The sequence below is a fragment of the Pantoea dispersa genome, from assembly GCF_035783935.1.
Classification (GTDB): domain Bacteria; phylum Pseudomonadota; class Gammaproteobacteria; order Enterobacterales; family Enterobacteriaceae; genus Pantoea; species Pantoea dispersa_C.
Genome location: NZ_JALKOV010000002.1, coordinates 143,574 through 159,408, shown reverse-complemented (window position 1 = coordinate 159,408; position 15,835 = coordinate 143,574). Strand labels below are relative to the sequence as shown.

Annotated in this window: 15 protein-coding genes; 7 read left to right on the top strand and 8 right to left on the bottom strand. The window is 58.1% G+C overall.

Going from position 1 to position 15,835, the window contains the following annotated elements:
* Positions 1-23 precede the first annotated feature (23 nt).
* From MXF20_RS05565 to MXF20_RS05540, 6 genes are all read right to left on the bottom strand, one after another.
* On the bottom strand, positions 24-1,175 hold the full coding sequence (locus tag MXF20_RS05565; RefSeq protein ID WP_325968111.1) for an MFS transporter: 1,152 nt from the start codon (positions 1,173-1,175) through the stop codon (positions 24-26).
* Between the two features lie 511 nt (positions 1,176-1,686).
* Positions 1,687-2,070 carry a drug:proton antiporter gene (locus MXF20_RS05560; RefSeq protein WP_325968110.1) on the bottom strand — a complete coding sequence of 128 codons (384 nt, stop codon included), beginning with the start codon at positions 2,068-2,070 and terminating at the stop codon, positions 1,687-1,689.
* Between the two features lie 57 nt (positions 2,071-2,127).
* Positions 2,128-2,823, bottom strand: coding sequence for a YafY family protein (locus MXF20_RS05555; RefSeq protein ID WP_325968109.1), 696 nt, complete (start codon positions 2,821-2,823; stop codon positions 2,128-2,130).
* A 39-nt stretch (positions 2,824-2,862) separates the two neighbouring features.
* Positions 2,863-4,179 carry an MmgE/PrpD family protein gene (locus tag MXF20_RS05550; protein WP_325968107.1) on the bottom strand — a complete coding sequence of 439 codons (1,317 nt, stop codon included), beginning with the start codon at positions 4,177-4,179 and terminating at the stop codon, positions 2,863-2,865.
* Positions 4,176-5,327: an amidohydrolase gene (locus tag MXF20_RS05545; protein WP_325968105.1), complete on the bottom strand. Its 1,152-nt coding sequence runs from the start codon at positions 5,325-5,327 to the stop codon at positions 4,176-4,178. The genes MXF20_RS05550 and MXF20_RS05545 overlap by 4 nt, the downstream gene beginning before the upstream one ends.
* Complete coding sequence (locus MXF20_RS05540; protein WP_325968104.1) at positions 5,324-5,869, bottom strand: GNAT family N-acetyltransferase; 546 nt, start codon at positions 5,867-5,869, stop codon at positions 5,324-5,326. The genes MXF20_RS05545 and MXF20_RS05540 overlap by 4 nt, the downstream gene beginning before the upstream one ends.
* A 252-nt stretch (positions 5,870-6,121) precedes the next feature.
* Here MXF20_RS05540 and MXF20_RS05535 point away from each other — a divergent pair, with 252 nt between their 5' ends.
* From MXF20_RS05535 to MXF20_RS05525, 3 genes are read left to right on the top strand one after another with little or no spacing between them, the layout of a single operon-like run.
* On the top strand, positions 6,122-7,192 hold the full coding sequence (locus tag MXF20_RS05535; protein ID WP_325968103.1) for an iron-containing alcohol dehydrogenase family protein: 1,071 nt from the start codon (positions 6,122-6,124) through the stop codon (positions 7,190-7,192).
* 34 nt (positions 7,193-7,226) lie between these two features.
* Positions 7,227-8,525: an LLM class flavin-dependent oxidoreductase gene (locus MXF20_RS05530; protein ID WP_325968101.1), complete on the top strand. Its 1,299-nt coding sequence runs from the start codon at positions 7,227-7,229 to the stop codon at positions 8,523-8,525.
* Positions 8,526-8,541: 16 nt separating this feature from the next.
* Positions 8,542-9,741: an aminotransferase class I/II-fold pyridoxal phosphate-dependent enzyme gene (locus tag MXF20_RS05525; protein WP_325968098.1), complete on the top strand. Its 1,200-nt coding sequence runs from the start codon at positions 8,542-8,544 to the stop codon at positions 9,739-9,741.
* A 125-nt stretch (positions 9,742-9,866) separates the two neighbouring features.
* Here the strand turns inward: MXF20_RS05525 and MXF20_RS05520 are convergent, their stop codons facing one another.
* On the bottom strand, positions 9,867-10,268 hold the full coding sequence (locus tag MXF20_RS05520) for an H-NS family nucleoid-associated regulatory protein (protein WP_325968096.1): 402 nt from the start codon (positions 10,266-10,268) through the stop codon (positions 9,867-9,869).
* A 384-nt stretch (positions 10,269-10,652) separates the two neighbouring features.
* Between MXF20_RS05520 and MXF20_RS05515 the strand changes: the two genes are divergently transcribed.
* Complete coding sequence (locus MXF20_RS05515) at positions 10,653-10,895, top strand: hypothetical protein (protein WP_325968095.1); 243 nt, start codon at positions 10,653-10,655, stop codon at positions 10,893-10,895.
* Between the two features lie 98 nt (positions 10,896-10,993).
* Positions 10,994-13,192, top strand: coding sequence for a ferric-rhodotorulic acid/ferric-coprogen receptor FhuE (gene fhuE, locus MXF20_RS05510; protein WP_325968093.1), 2,199 nt, complete (start codon positions 10,994-10,996; stop codon positions 13,190-13,192).
* A 134-nt stretch (positions 13,193-13,326) separates the two neighbouring features.
* Here the strand turns inward: fhuE and MXF20_RS05505 are convergent, their stop codons facing one another.
* Entirely contained in the window at positions 13,327-14,229 is a 903-nt protein-coding gene (locus tag MXF20_RS05505; protein WP_325968091.1) for a nickel transporter, read from the bottom strand.
* Between the two features lie 160 nt (positions 14,230-14,389).
* On the opposite strand from MXF20_RS05505, the gene fetA reads away from it, so the two are divergent.
* A complete protein-coding gene (gene fetA / locus MXF20_RS05500; RefSeq protein WP_325968090.1) occupies positions 14,390-15,058 on the top strand; it encodes an iron efflux ABC transporter ATP-binding subunit FetA in 669 nt (222 codons plus the stop codon).
* Positions 15,045-15,806, top strand: coding sequence for an iron efflux ABC transporter permease subunit FetB (gene fetB, locus MXF20_RS05495; protein ID WP_125310522.1), 762 nt, complete (start codon positions 15,045-15,047; stop codon positions 15,804-15,806). Before fetA ends, fetB begins: the two co-directional genes overlap by 14 nt.
* Positions 15,807-15,835: the final 29 nt, after the last annotated feature.

Genomic DNA, 15,835 nt, shown 5'->3' with positions numbered 1-15,835 from the left:
GTGAATATGACAGAGCAGTGGCGCTACTTCGCTGTCAGGGCGAAACGCGCCGCGAACGTGACCAGCAGCAACATCACGATGCCGGCGCTGAGCGTGGTGGTCAGGGAAGTAAGTTGTGCGCTAACGCCGATCAGCGCTGGCCCAATCAACAGTCCGGAGTAGCCGCACAGCGTGACGGCGGGGATGGCGAAGTGTGCGGCGACATTGCGCTGGTTGCCCGCCGTCGTGAACAGAATCGGCACGATATTAGCCAGACCAATACCGACCAGCACAAAGCCGAGCAGGGCGCTCCACAGCCAGGCGGAGAAAATGGCCAGCGCCAGACCGCCGCTGGCAACCAGACCGCCCCAGGTGAGAACTCGCTGGCTGCCATAGTGATTGATCAGCCGATCGCCAAACAGCCGCAGCGTGGCGACGGCCGTGGCATAGAGTGTGAAGCTGAAACCGGCCAGCTGCATCGACATGGCGCGTTCACTGTTCATAAACACTGCCGACCAGTCGAGCATGGCACCCTCGGTGAGAAACAGCAGGAAACACAGCAGCGCAATCAATGCCACGTTACCCTTTCTCAGGGCACGCAGCGTGCCGCGTGACGGTGGCTCATCCGTACTTTGGCGGGGCAACAGCGCGGCCTGGCTCATTATCAGCAGCAGTAAAATCAAGCCGCACAGCGGCAGCAGTGCCAGCAGCGGCGCAACCTGCAGCCACAGCAGCAGGCTGACTGAACCCGCGCCGGCAATGCTGCCCAGGCTGTAAAAGCCGTGAAAGCCCGACATTTTGCTGACACCGGACTCGCGCTCAACGATCACCGCCTGATAATTCATGCTGACATCCATCAGTCCGTTAATGACACCGAACAGCAGCAGTGCGCCCGCCATCGGCAGCGGTGATGACAGCAGCATCAGCAGCGGTAAATCCAGCGCCAGTCCGACACCACACAGCAGCAGTAAAGTACGGCAGCCGAAGCGGGCAATCAGCGCGCCGGTAAAGGGCATGACTGACATGGAGCCTGCGGCGATGCAGAACAGCAGCAGCCCCAGCATGCCGTCATGGATCGCCAGCTGCGCCTTAGCGAACGGGATAAGCGGTGCCCAGGCGGCCATGCCCAGCCCGGCGATAAAAAACAGGGTGCGCGTCGCACGCTGCTGACGCAGGTTGCGTTGATTACTGGTCATGATCACATCCCGGTGTTCTGCGGTATTCCATTGCCAATCCTTATCCTTTCTGACGCAGCTGAGGTGCAGCAGCACTTACCGATAGCCATAAAAACGTAATTAATATTTACCAGTAATAAGACCTGTCCTGGAATTTAGCCGGCGAGCTCAGGTGGCTGTATTCAGGCGAGTTTATTTTTTGCCTGCGCCAGCGGGATTTCACTTATGGGCAAAGCGCCGGCTAAAAACACCCATGCGCGATAAGGGGAGCGGCGAACACTTAATTTATTTGATTGATATTTAATGAAATTTATTGATGTGTAATTGACGAGCATACAATGTCACGCTATGGAGAGCGGCGCAATTTATCGCACCATAAATCGCACCGCCATCCACCAGCATGAATTACCTGCACGTTGCTTAACTGAGCAGCAGCGTTAATGTCATTAAAAGGTCATGTGAGTTATAAATATTTTTAATGATTATTTAGGGCGTTTAACAATCCGCAGCTGAGCGTAACGAGGTCGCTCATTTACTCATTGAGCTGCAAATAGCAGACACGCAGTCGGTGCCCGTCCAGGTCCAGCGCGGTAAAGGTGTAGCCAAAGTCCATACGCAGCGGTGACTGAATGATGGTGATTTCACGCAGCACGCCCCATTCGTGATAAAGGAAATCAACATCATCTTTGCTGGCGGTTTTAAAGACAATTTCGCTGCGTGCGCCACTGGCGGGCAGGGAAAGGGCGGGTTCAACGGTATACTGCGACCAGATGCCCAGTTTAAAGCCGCTCTCAAACACAAACATGGCAAATGTCGGGCTGAGCTCCACGGGTTTGATGTCGAACAGCGCGGCATAGAAGCCGGCACTTTTCACGACGTTGGGCACATAAATAATGGTCATGTTAGCGGTAAGCATGGTGATCTCCTTGTGTGTTTACCGCTGCATGGTAGGGCGAGGCTGTGACAGATTTTGTCAGGAGTCCACCGGGTGTCGTAAGTTGTGGTAATCACGCCAGCGCTTAAGCAACTGATGGCGCGTGCCGGGATAGACGTCGCTGCTGACGCTGATCGCTTCAATGCGGTCAACGCGGAAATTGCGGAACTCCTGGCGCAGTTCGCACCAGCCGCACAGCAGGCGCACGCGTTCAAAGTAGCCAATCACCACCGGCCAGATGGTGCGGGTGGAGAGGTTATCCTGCAGATCTTTGTAGCGCAGGCTGATTTTGCTGCGCTGATGAATGGCCTGGCGAATCTGCGGCAGATGCGTTTCGAACAACGCTTCGCCCTGGGAGGCGATCAGCAGCGACTGATGATCAATGCCCTGCGTCAGGTGGGGCGGAATGACGGCCTGCACTTTGGCCAGCGCATTGAGCGCGGCGGACTTCAGTTCAGCGTCGGTGTGCCGGCTGACCCAGTTAAGTCCAAGCACCAGCGCGTCAATCTCCTGACGGGAAAACATCAGCGGCGGCAGGTGGCCGTCGGATTTCAGCAGATAGCCGACACCGGCACTGCCTTCAATGTCAACGCCCTGTTGCTGCAGGCTGAGGATATCGCGGTAGACGGTGCGCACGCTGATCTGTAGCTGTTCGGCGATACGCTGCGCGGTCAGCGGATAACGGTGACAGCGCAGCAGTTGCAGCAGTTCAGGAAGCCGCTGAGTTTTGGACATGATTTGCCCGCCTTAAGCCAGAAACGCGCGCCGCAGGATTCAGGCGCGCAACAGTTGGCTTAATGTAGCCAAATCCGCCGCGCTTTGCAGCTGACTGATAGCCAGTAACTGCTGCTGGCGCGTCGGTGCTTCATGGCGCAGCGCCTGACGCAGTTTGCCAGCTACGTTTACACCATCCGCCAGCGACTGCTGCCGCGTGCGGCGCTGCTGCAGCTGGCGACCATCGCGCAGCGTCAGCGTAACGAGGTGAAAGCGCAGCGCGGGGTTGAGCGCATCCGGCGGTGCGGACTCATCCGGCGTGCGACGCACTTTGGCCGCCAGCGGCATCACCGCCGGATTGAGCGCGCCTTCGGCAAAATCTTCCAGCCGCAAATCGTCATACATCAGCATGGCGGCAATTACGTACTCAAGGCTGAAGCGTGCTTCGATGCCGTTGGCCGGCACACGGACTGCCGCCGCGATATCGCCACCCGGCGGGAAGGCGACCGTGATGTCATCAATATTTTCCAGCAGCGATTCCAGCGAATGACCTTCTGCCAGCCAGGTGTGTCGCAGCAGACGTGCCGCTTCAGCGGCACTGTGGGTGCCGGCGCAGGTAGGAAAGGGTTTAAATTCCAGCCCTGGCGTGCTGATGCGCCACGGCGCGCCCCAGTTTTCCACCAGTCGTTGCGGCTGCGCCTCGCCGTTACTGCTGGCGGCAAGAAACGCGTCAATCACGCCTTCTTGCCGGCCGTCGAATCCCGCCAGCGTCAGCTGCGCCGCCATCACCGCCCGTTCTGCTGCCAGCCCGGCGTGCAGCGGCTTCACCGCTGAACCAAACTGCGCGCGCAGCCCGCTGGCCTGGGTCGCCGCGATGCCGATCAGCGTGGCACAGTGGGTCGCACTAAGCTGCAGCAGGCGCGCCAGCGCAGCGGCTGCCGCCAGCGTACCCAGCGTGGCGGTGTTGTGATAACCCAGCGCATAGTGCTGCTGACTGGCGGCCAGCCCCAGCCGGCCCGCCACTTCCACGCCGATGACGTAAGCATCGAGAAATGCCTCAGCGCTGGTGGGCTGCTGTTGCTGCCAGGCAAACAGCGCGGGCAGAATCGCCACGCTGGGGTGGCCGCGAAAATCGGCATGGAAATCATCGTAATCCAGCGCATGCCCGGCATAGCCCAGCAGCAACGCCTGCGCGCGCAGACCGCCGTCGCTGTAGACCTGACGCAGCGCCGGTAAGCCGCTGTCCGGTACCTGCTGCTGTAGCACCGGCCAGCTCACGGCGAGAAAATCCTGTACGCCAGTGCGTGCGGCCGCGCGTGCCGCGTCATCCGGCTGGCTTTGTGTGATGCGCTCAGCCAGCGCATGGCTCAGGTTCACGGCTGCTCCAGGCTGTGCAGCGCCGCCACGGCCAGCTGTGCGAGGTAACGCGAGGTAGGCAGCAGCACCGCATCATTGATGCGGAAAGCCGGATGGTGCAGCGCGTAGGGTTCGCCGGTGCCGATCATCATAAAGGCGCCGGGCAGCTGTTGCTGATAAAAAGCGAAATCTTCGCCGATCGGGCTGGCTTCCACCACGCGCGCTTCCAGTCCGCTGGCGGTGGCCTGCTGCAGAGCGAAATCCGCCCAGTGCGCATCATTCACCACCGCTGGCGGACCGGCGTGCCAGTTAAACTCAACCTCTGCGGCAAAAGCCGCACCGATACCGAGCACGATTTCGCGGAAACGCTGCTCCAGCCGCTCACGCGTGGCCTGAGAGAAGGTGCGTACCGTGCCTTCCAGCCAGGCGCTGTCCGGAATGACGTTCCAGGTGCTGCCGCTGTGCAACTGGGTGATCGACACCACCGCGTTGTCAGCGGAAGGGGCGTTACGGCTAATCAGCGTTTGTGCTGCGGAGACAATCTGTGCGGCGATAACAATCGGATCGTTCCCCTGATGCGGCTTGGCCGCATGGCTGCCGGTGCCGGTGATGCGGATATCAAAGCGATCTACCGCCGCGGTCAGCGCCCCGGCTTTGCTGCCGACCACACCGGGCGGCAGAGACGGATCGTTATGAATGCCGAATATCGCCACCGCGTCGTGCAGCGCGCCGGTGGCGATGACATCCGGCGCGCCCTGGCCGGTCTCTTCGGCAGCCTGGAACAGAATTCGCACGCGTCCGGGCAAGGTCGCTTCCTGCTGTTTCAAAAGAATTGCTGCACCGAGCGCCGCGGAAGCGTGAAAATCATGTCCGCAGGCGTGCATCACACCGGGACGCTCCGAGCGGAAAGCGACGTCCGACTGCTCTTCAATCGGCAGTGCATCAATATCCGAACGCAGCACGATCAACGGCCCCTGTGCCGGGCCGACTTCCGCCACCAGGCCGGTTTTCAGCGGTAAATCAACGAGGCGAATCTGGTGCTGTTCCAGCTGCTGGCGCAGGCGGGCGGTAGTTTCAAATTCCTGGTTAGAGAGTTCCGGAAAACGGTGCAGTTCGTGGCGAAAGGCGATCAGCTGCTCGCCCAGCGCAGTTTCATTCAGTTGGCTCATGCCTGGCTTCCTTGTGATGCCGCCTGGCGCGTCAGCCAGGCATCGTGCGCGGTTTCATCCAGCACTTTTTTCATATATTGCGTGATGTGGCCTTTGCCGAGATCGGTGGTGTGCATGAGCACAAAACCACGCTTGCGATACATATCAATCAGCCACGGATGGCTGATGGCGGTGCCGAGCGAAACCGCTGGCGCGCGTAGCTGGCCGCGTAAAATCTCCTGCTCAAGACGATCCTGCACCTGGCGGCCAAACTGCTGTCCCGCGTAGTCCGGGTGAGCGCCAAACCAGCCGATATGCGGCAGACCAAACGGGCCGGGCAACGGGCCCCACGGATAACGCACGGTGACCGAGGAAACCATCACGCCCTGTGCATACAGCGCATAGACGCCATGGCTTTGCAGATGACGCAGCGTTTTTTCGCGGTCGGCGGTGGCGGCGTCAAATTTGATCCCCAGCGCCAGCGTGGGCGCGTAGGCGGCATGCATCAGCGCCTGATATGTTTCCACTTCGTCTTCTCTGACCTGACGAAATTCAAGTGTCATAGCTATCCCCGGAAAACCGCCCGGCGGGCGATAAATAAAGAAGGCTCAGAGTAGCAGTAAAGCGCCAGCGGGCTATATGTGAAATCCGGATAAGCTAATGCAAATTTGTGAAAATGAAATGGCGGCTTTTTCATTGCACAAATCACTATTTACCGTAGTATGCATAAAATAGATAGCGCTATAACTATTTCGTAATAATCCTCTGAAATATAACAACTTTGTTATGGCGATTTTCCTAATCAGGGTGACAACGTGTTAGCGATTAAATCTCCGCGTGCCTACGCACACGAGCCGGGACTGCGTGCGCGCACCGGCGAATTTATCAAACCTTATGCTACGCATATTCGTATTTTCACCTCTCCGCGCGCCTGGCAGGCGGTTAATCCGCAATTAACGCAAAGTCTCGAAACCTGCGGGATTCGCTGGGAAATTGAGTACCTGCACGGCGAATGTACTGATGCGGCCATTGATACGCTGAAAAATAATCTGCAACAGCAGCAGGCGGAACTGCTGCTGGCGATTGGCGGCGGGCGCGTGCTGGATGCGGCGAAAGCGGTCGGCAGCCAGTTACCGGAAATCACCGTCGTCAATTTCGCCACTGTCGCGGCCACCTGTGCCGCCTGGTCGCCGGTAGCGATTATTTATGATGCGCAGGGCGGTCACGTGCGCAGCCAGCCGCTGGGCAAAATGCCCGAACTGGTGCTGGTGGACAGCGAAGTGATTGCGCAGAGCGATGTGCGCTATCTCAACGCGGGCATTGTTGACGCGCTGGCCAAGTACTACGAGTTCGCGCCTTATTTGCGGCAAAACCCTCACGATCTCGCCCTCGATCTTAAAGTGATGACCGCGCAGCGCGCGCTGGATGTCTATCGCCAGCACGGTGCCGCCGCCGTACAGGCCAACCAGCAACAGCGCGTGACGCCGGAACTGGTGAAGGTGATCGATGCCAGCATTGTGCTGGCCGGCCTGGCCAACAGCGTGCGTGACGTGCTGCCGACGCCGGGCTTTGCCCATGCGATTCACAATCGTCTGACCCATCAGCCGGAACTGCACCACTGGCTGCACGGTGAAAAAGTCGGTTACAGCCTGCTGGTGCAGTCGCTGATGGAGCATGCCGGTGAGCCGGACGCGGAGCTGCTGGCGCTGCTGCGGCGGTACGCGATGCCGCTGAGCCTGGCGCCGCTGCACGGCGATCGGCGCGCTGCCATCCGACGCATTGCCGAACAGGTTAAATTCCCGGCGGCCAGCGCCGAACGTCTGCCGTTCCGCATCAGCGCGGATGCCTTAGAGCAGGCGCTGCTGGCCACCGAACGTGCCTTTTAATTGTTTTTGACCCTTTTATTGACCAGGAAAAATTATGGCTACTTCATCTTCACGCCGCATCCGTTTAGGACTGTTTGTGCAACCGGTAGGCCAGCACGTGAGCGGCTGGCGTCTGACAGAAAATCTGGGCGATCCCACGGACATTGACTGGCTGATCACCATCGCGAAAAAAGCCGAAGCCGGTAAGTTTGATCTGTTCTTCGTGGGTGATGCACTGGCGACCAGCATGTATCGTCTGCCTTCCACCATGGCGCGTCTGGAGCCGTTAACGCTGCTGTCGGCGCTGGCCGTTAACACCAAACGCATTGGCCTCGCGGCGACCGCCTCGACCACCTTCAGCGATCCGTTCACTATGGCACGCAGCTTCTCGTCGCTGGACCACATTAGCCGTGGACGCGCCGCCTGGAACGTAGTGACCTCGTTCTCTGCCGATGTGGCGCGTAACTTCAGCCGCAGCGATATGCCAAACCATGCGGAGCGCTACGCGCGCGCGCGTGAATTCCTCGACGTTACCTGCAAGCTGTGGGATGGCTGGCAGGCGGGGGCGGTGCAGCCCAACAAAGAGACCGGTCAGTATTTCATTGATGACAAAATTCAGCCGATTAACCACGTAGGCGAGCACTTCCAGGTGCAGGGCCCGCTGAACATTACCCGCTCACCGCAGGGGCGTCCGGTAATTATCGAAGCCGGATCATCCAACGACGGGCAGAAGCTGGCGGCAGAGACCGCCGAGGTGATTTTCACCGCATCAGCCAGCCTGGAAGAGGCGCAGAGCTTCTACCGTTCGCAGAAAGATCAGGTGATTGCCGCCGGACGCAACCCGGATCACGTGGTGATCATGCCCGGCGTGATGCCGATTGTCGGCCGCACGCGTGAAGAGGCCAACGCGCTGTGGAAAGAGCTCAACACGCTGGTTGATATTGATAACGGTCTGCGTCAGCTCTCGCTGCGTTTCAATATGGATCTGAGCCAGTATCCGCTCGACGGTCCGGTGCCGGAAGTGCCGCTGGGTGAAGGCAACCAGAGCCGCGTGAAACTGATGACCGACATGGCGAAACGTGAAAATCTCACGCTGCGTGAACTGGCGGCGGTGGCTGCCGGATCGCGAGGGCACCGGGTGATCGTCGGTACCGCGCAGGATATCGCCGATGACTTTGAGCTGTGGCTCAATGAAGGTGGCGCAGACGGTTTCAACATTATGCCGGCCATCATGTCGGAGCAGCTGGATTTGTTCGTTGAGCTGGTGATCCCGGAGCTGCGCCGCCGTGGCCTGTTCCGCGAAGAGTACGAATTCGCTACGCTGCGCGAAAACCTCGGTCTGCCGGTGGTGTAATAAACAGGAGCGCAACATGGTCACCTTATCGAAGCGCGTGCAATCCGTCTCGCTTTCGGCTAACGCAGCGGCGCGCCAGCTGACCCGGCAGCTGAAAGAGCAGGGCGTGGATATTCTCGATCTCACCACCGGTGAGCCGGATTTTGATACGCCAGCCCACATCCGTGCCGCCGCCTGCGCCGCGATGGATGCCGGTGAAACCCGCTACACGCCGACCAATGGCACCGCAGCGCTGCGTAAAGCGGTGCAGGCCAAGCTGGCGCGGGAAAATCAGCTGCAGTATGCGCTGGGGCAAATCTGCATCGCCAACGGCGCAAAGCAGATCATCTTCAATGCATTTGCCGCGACCCTGAACGACGGCGACGAGGTGATTGTGCCCACGCCTTACTGGCCGACATTTCCCGACAGTGTGCGCTTCAACGGCGGCGAGGCCGTGCTGCTACCTTGTCCGCTGGAGCAGCAGTACAAGCTGCATCCGCAGCAGCTGGCGCAGGCGATCACCGGAAAAACCCGCTGGCTGGTGCTGAACAATCCCGGCAATCCTTCTGGCATGGTGTACAGCGCGCAGGAGCTGATCGCGCTGGCGGCGGTGCTGCGCGATCATCCCACTGTGTTGATCATGCTGGATGAACTGTACGAACATATTCTGTTTGACGATCGTCAGCACGTTAGCCTGCTGCAGGTGGCGCCGGATCTGGCGGAACGTGTTTTGCTGGTGGGCGGCGTGTCGAAAACCTATGCTATGACCGGCTGGCGCATTGGCTTTGCCGCCGGACCGCAGTCACTGATTGATGCCATGGTGGTGGTGCAGTCCCAGAACAGTTCCGGTGCCAGCGCTATCAGCCAGGCGGCGGCGGTTGCGGCTTACTACGGCGGGCTCGATTTCCTGCCGCCGCAGCGCGCCGCGTATCAGGCACGACGCGATGTCATTGTGCAGCAGCTGCAACAGGTGGCCGGTATTGACGTGCTGCAACCGCAGGGGGCATTTTTTGTTTTCTGTCGCTGTGCGGGCCTGCTGGGCAAAACCCGGCCAGATGGCAATCTGCTGCAAGATGAACAGGATGTGCTGAATTATCTGCTGGAGAGCGGTGTGTCGGGCGTGGCTGGCAGCGCCTACGGTCTCTCGCCGTATTTCCGCTTATCCATTGCCACAGATATTGATAGCGTACGCGAGGCCGGTAAACGTATTGCCCATGCCTGCGCAGCATTAACCTGACGGCGGGTGAGGAACGATTTAATTGTGTTAGATCGCGGCGCCCTTAATGAGATCATTGATGGCGCCGCGCCACCTGGCTGAAATGCGGTAATTAGCCTGGTGTGCTCCGAAGTTACGTCACCGGATTAAATCAGGAAATCGTCCAGTGAACCGCCCGCGTCAATCGCTGATTTAATCGGGGAAGGGGTGCGCCCCTGACCGGTCCAGAATTTTTCATTACCCTGTTCATCGGTAAATTTATACTTCGCCGGACGCGGTGCACGTTTTGCTTTGCTCTTCGTTTCACTGAGGTTTAATTGCGCCAGTTCATTAATATCAATGCCGTCTTTACGCAGCATCTCTTTATATAACGCCAGCTTCTCTTCTTTTTCACGCTGGGCTGCACTGTCGGCAGCCGTCTCTTCACGGCGCTCAGCGACGACCACGGCGAACTTTTCCAGCATTTCATTCAATACCACAACCTCAATATTACGTGCTTCAGCACGCAGCGTACGAAGATTGTTCAATGCCTTGAGTGCATCGCTCATGTATAAACCCTTATTACTGATGTGACAGATATTAAAAAGCGCATTCTACGGCAATTTTTTTAAAATGAAAATATTAACCCGCCAACAGATTTGTCCGTAAATAAACGCAATCCTGTACAGTTTTTGATTATGCGTAAAGATTTTTGTCTGCTTTTTGATTACGAATAAAAGTTTTATCAGGAGCTTTAATATCGTCAGTTATCAGCGTCAGGCTGTTGCTTTAAGCTTGCCGCAGGTCGCACAATATACGTCACGGCGCGATTTATGGCACCCTGCATTGTGTTGCATTCCACAACGCAGCGATTGCTGAATGGATGAATTTAAAACATGACTGACCCGCCTTAAAGCGATGCTAACAGGGATAACGCGCTACCTCAGCAGCAGATGAAATATCATTTCTGGCAGAAGTGGCATGATGCGCATCATTTAAAAAAAGCGCGTCGCGCCATTGCCGTGCCAGTTCACACGGCCCGCCTGTGCAACGGTGTGCGAGCGGGTGACAACGCGCGTTTAGCGATAATAACGATGCTTTCAGCCGTGATAGTTTCCCGTAATAGTGCCACGCAGTTGTTAGCCCCTGAAGCATATGAATTTTTACCCAATGTAAAGGCGTCAGAAAGGCAGTAACAATTTCTTGCAATGTTAATCTTAATGCGTATATTTCTCATTTGCTTTCTTAACCATATGCCCACCACAGAATAACGATAAGCAGATTGAGGAATATTATGTCTTTCAAACAGATGCGCGCCAGTAAAGCGGATCGTGCGCCGCAGCACCTGCTGCGCCTGTCGCTGCTGGCGATGCTGGTTGCCTCGGGAATCGCGCAGGCGGCAACGACGCCAGACAGTGAAACCACCCTGACGGTGGATGCCAGCGCCAGCGCTGAAGCGCAGCAGGCGCAGGCCGCAGCCGATTACAGCGTGCCGGTAACGCGTGCCGGTACCAAAATGGCGCTCACCGCGCGTGATATTCCTCAGTCGGTCACCATCGTCAGTAAACAGCGCATGGAAGATCAGCAACTGCAGTCGCTGAATGATGTGCTGAGCAACACCACCGGTATTCACGGTGTGGCAGCCGATATGGATCGTACTAACTACTATTCGCGCGGTTTCCTGATTGATAATTACATGACCGACGGGATTCCAACCGCGTTTGCCCAGCGCTGGAATCTGGGTGATGCGCAGACCGATACCGCGCTGTATGAGCGCGTCGAAGTGGTGCGCGGTGCAACGGGCCTGCTGACCGGACCGGGCAATCCTTCCGCCGCCATCAACATGGTGCGTAAACATGCCGACAGTAAAGAGTTTACCGGCAGCCTTGAAGCGGGCTATGGCAGCTGGAATAAGCAGCGTTACGTCGCCGATCTCTCAGCACCGCTGTCACCGGAAGGCAACGTGCGCGGTCGCCTGGTGGCCGGATATGAAGACAAAAACAGCTTCATTGAACGCTACGGCGCCGATAAGAAATTTATCTACGGTGTGGTCGACGCTGACGTGACGGATGCCACCAGACTGTCTGTCGGTTATGAGTTCAGCCAGGTGAATACAGATTCACCGATGTGGGGCGGGGCGCCGCGCTGGTACACCGACGGCACGCAGGTCCACTCCCGTCGTGGCTATAACACCGCGCCAGAATGGGCTTACAACAACAAAGAAAATAAAAAAGTCTTTGTTAACCTGCAGCAGAACTTTGATAACGGCTGGAACATCACCCTTAACGGCACGCACAACGAAATGTTCCTCGACAGCAAACAGCTGTATCTCGACGGCTACTTCGATAAAACTACTGGCGCAGGCGTTTCTGGTTATGCCGGCTATCCGGTGGTGGGCGGAACCGGCTATAACACCGGCAAGCGTAAAGTGGATGCGGTGGATGCCTTTGCCAGCGGTCCTTACGAACTGCTGGGCCGTCAGCATGAGCTGATGGTCGGGGTGAACTACAGCCGTCAGGACAACAAATACTACAGCGCATGGGCCAACATTTCGTCAGGCGAGCTGGGTAACTTCAACCAGTTCAACGGTGACTTCCCGGAAACTGACTGGAACCCGCGCGAACCGGCGACCGACACCCAACTGGTGCGGCAGAAATCCGCCTACCTCGCGACGCGCATCAATCTGGCCGATCCGCTGCACCTGATTGTCGGAGCACGCTACACCAACTGGAACCGCCAGACGCTGACGGCGGAAATGGAGAAAAACAACATCACGCCGTACGGTGGGGTGATTTGGGACTTCTACGATAACTGGTCTGCCTACGCCAGCTACACGTCGGTGTTCCAGCCGCAGGATTATCAGGATGCGTCAGGCGCTTATCTCTCGCCGGTGATCGGCAAAAACTACGAAGCCGGCGTGAAATCTGACTGGTTCAACAGCCGTCTGACGACGTCGGTATCGATTTTCCGCACCGAACTGGATAACGTCGGCCAGAGCACCGGTCAGACCAATGCGCAAACCGGTAATACTATTTACGTGGCGAAGAAGGGCGTGGTAAGTCGTGGCGTCGAGTTTGAAGTGAACGGAGCGCTGACCGATAACTGGCAGATGACCTTTGGCGGGACCTCGTATGTGGCGGAAGACGCCAACGGCGATCGTTACAATTCACAGCTGCCGCGCACCTCATTCAACCTGTTCACCAGCTATCGCCTGCCGATGCTGGACCAGCTGACGCTGGGCGGCGGTGTGAACTGGCAGGCGAAAACGTACGCTGACATCAGTGGCCCGGATGGCAATGGCACCTGGCGCACCCGTCAGGGCAGCTATGCGCTGGTGGATCTGTTCGCGCGCTACGACGTGACCAAAAACCTCAGCCTGCAGGCCAACCTGAATAATCTGTTCGACAAAGAGTACGACGAAAACGTCGACAGCACCGGCATCGTCTACGGCGAACCGCGCAACTTTATGCTGTCCGCGAAATACCGGTTCTGATCATTAAGCCAGTATCAAAAGTAGCACTTAACGTCCCCTCTCCCGGGGAACAGGCCGCACCTGACATTCCCTCTCCCGCGTGCGGGAGAGGGTTAGGGTGAGGGGAAAACCGCACCTTTCCCAACCCGTGCACCTCAGCATCCCGCCGCAATGTAATCCCCGCTGGCACTCACCGGCACCACGGTAAAAAACAGCACCAGCGCAAACATCACCAGCAATACCCCACCGGCGATCCGTACCGCCCGCAGCAGCGATGCCGCCTGCGGCGAGCGTTCTGCCAGCCACAGCTGCCCGGCGCGCTGACGGTAATGCTGCACAAACAGTGCCAGCGCCACCAGCGCCATGCCGGTACCGAGCGCCATACTCATCACCGCCAGCATGCCCCAGCGCGTAATCCCGATGACGCTGGCGAACAGCAGCACCGTCAGCGCACCGCTGCACGGCCGCACGCCGGTGGCAATGATGATGCCCGCCCAGCTTTTCCAGTCGCTGCCGTGACCAGCCCCGACGCCGTGCGCGTGGCCGCAATGATCATGCTGATGATCCTCCGCCTGCGGCCTGCGCCAGGCCTGCAGCAGCATCATCACGCCCAGCCCGGCAATGAAAACAGCGCTGGCCTTCTCCAGATACCAGCGGCTCAGGCTGAGATCGCCGGTGGTGAGGTTAAAACCAACCGCCAGGATGAACACAAACGCAATCGCGCTCAGCCCCTGCACCAGGCTGCCCAGCAGCGGCACGCTCAGCGCCACGCCGCGCGGTGGCTGATGGGTGGTCAGCCAGGTGGTGACGATAAATTTGCCGTGGCCGGGACCCACCGCGTGCAGAATGCCGTAAATGAAGGTCACCGCCAGCAGCCACAGCCCGGCGCTGTACTGGCCGCTGTTGATCTGCAGTAAATGGGTGACCAGCAGTCGGTGCAGCTGAATCTGACTCTGCAGCGCCCATGCCTGAAATGCGCTCCAGTGCAACGACAGCAGCGTCAGCGCGCTCAGCAGCAGCACGGTGGCGATGAGAAATCCGGTTTTGGTGGCTGTCATAGTGATGAAAAGAGTGGTCCTGAATGGCAACAGCATGCGGATTTCTGGCGCGATGTAAAGCCACGGCGGTTAAACGGCTGCCGCTCTCCGCATCGTGACGCATTCCCCTGCCTTGTGCCGCTGTCTATAATCTGCCGACGATTTCTCACGGATACCTTTTATGTCTGCTGATTCTCCTTTGCTGGCGGTACAAGACGTCACGCTGGCCGTGCAGGGGCGCACCTTGCTGGCGCCGGTATCACTGCAGCTGTACGCAGGTGAAACGCTGTTGCTCACCGGCCCGTCCGGCAGCGGCAAAAGCACGTTGCTGAAAATTATTGCCTCACTGCTGGAGCCCGATAGCGGCCAGATCCTGTTTCAACAGCGGGATATTCACATGCTGAAAGTCGAACACTATCGCCAGCAGGTCTCCTACTGTTTCCAGACACCGCAACTGTTTGGTGACACGGTCTACGATAACCTGGCGCTGCCGTGGCAGCTGCGTCAGCAACAACCGTCACGCGAGCAGCTGGTGGCGGCGTTGCGTAGTCTGCATTTATCCGGCGACATGCTGGACAAAAACGTTGCCGAACTCTCTGGCGGTGAAAAACAGCGGGTGGCCTTGCTGCGCAATCTGCAGTTTCTGCCACAGGTATTGCTGCTGGACGAAGTGACCAGCGCGCTGGACGAGCCCAATAAACAACGGGTTAACCAGCTGATTGCCGCACTGGTGGCGGAAAAAGGGCTGGCGGTGATCCGTATCAGCCATGATGTGCAGGAGATTGATGCCGCTGGGCGCATTCTGCGACTGACTCCACCCGCAGCGGGAGGACAGCATGAATCAGCATAATATCAGCGACAGCTCGCTGCTGCTTTCACTCATGCTGGTGCTGGTGGCGCTGCTGATTAGCCAGAAAGAGAAGCTGGGGATGAGCAAAGACATTCTGTGGAGTGTCGCGCGCGCCATTATTCAGCTGGTGATTGTCGGCTACGTGCTGAAGTCGATTTTTGATGTCAATAATGACTGGCTGACGCTGCTGATGGTGCTGTTTATCTGCGTCAATGCAGCGCTAAACGCGCGCAAACGCAGCCGGCAGATTGATCATGGTTTTATCATCGCGCTGGTGGCGATTACCAGCGGTACGGCACTCACGCTATCGGTGCTGCTGCTGAGCGGCGCCATTGCCTTTGTTCCCATGCAGGTGATCCCCATTTCCGGCATGATTGCCGGTAACGCCATGGTGGCGGTCGGGCTGTGTTTCACCAACCTCAATCAGCGCTTTAGCGACAACCAGCAGAAAATTATGGAGATGCTCAGCCTGGGCGCGCCGATCAAGCGCGCATCCGCCGGGCTGATGCGTGACAGTATTCGTGCCGCGATGATCCCCACTGTTGACGGCGCGAAAACGGTGGGGCTGGTGAGTCTGCCAGGCATGATGTCCGGGTTGATTTTCGCCGGGATCGATCCGGTAAAGGCCATCAAGTACCAGATCATGGTGACGTTTATGCTGATTGCCACCGCCAGCCTGTCGACCATCATCGCGGCGTATCTGTCCTACCGCCGCTTTTACACCGCGCGGGCGCAGCTCAAACCGTAGATCACGCCTGAAATCTTAGCGCCACGTCG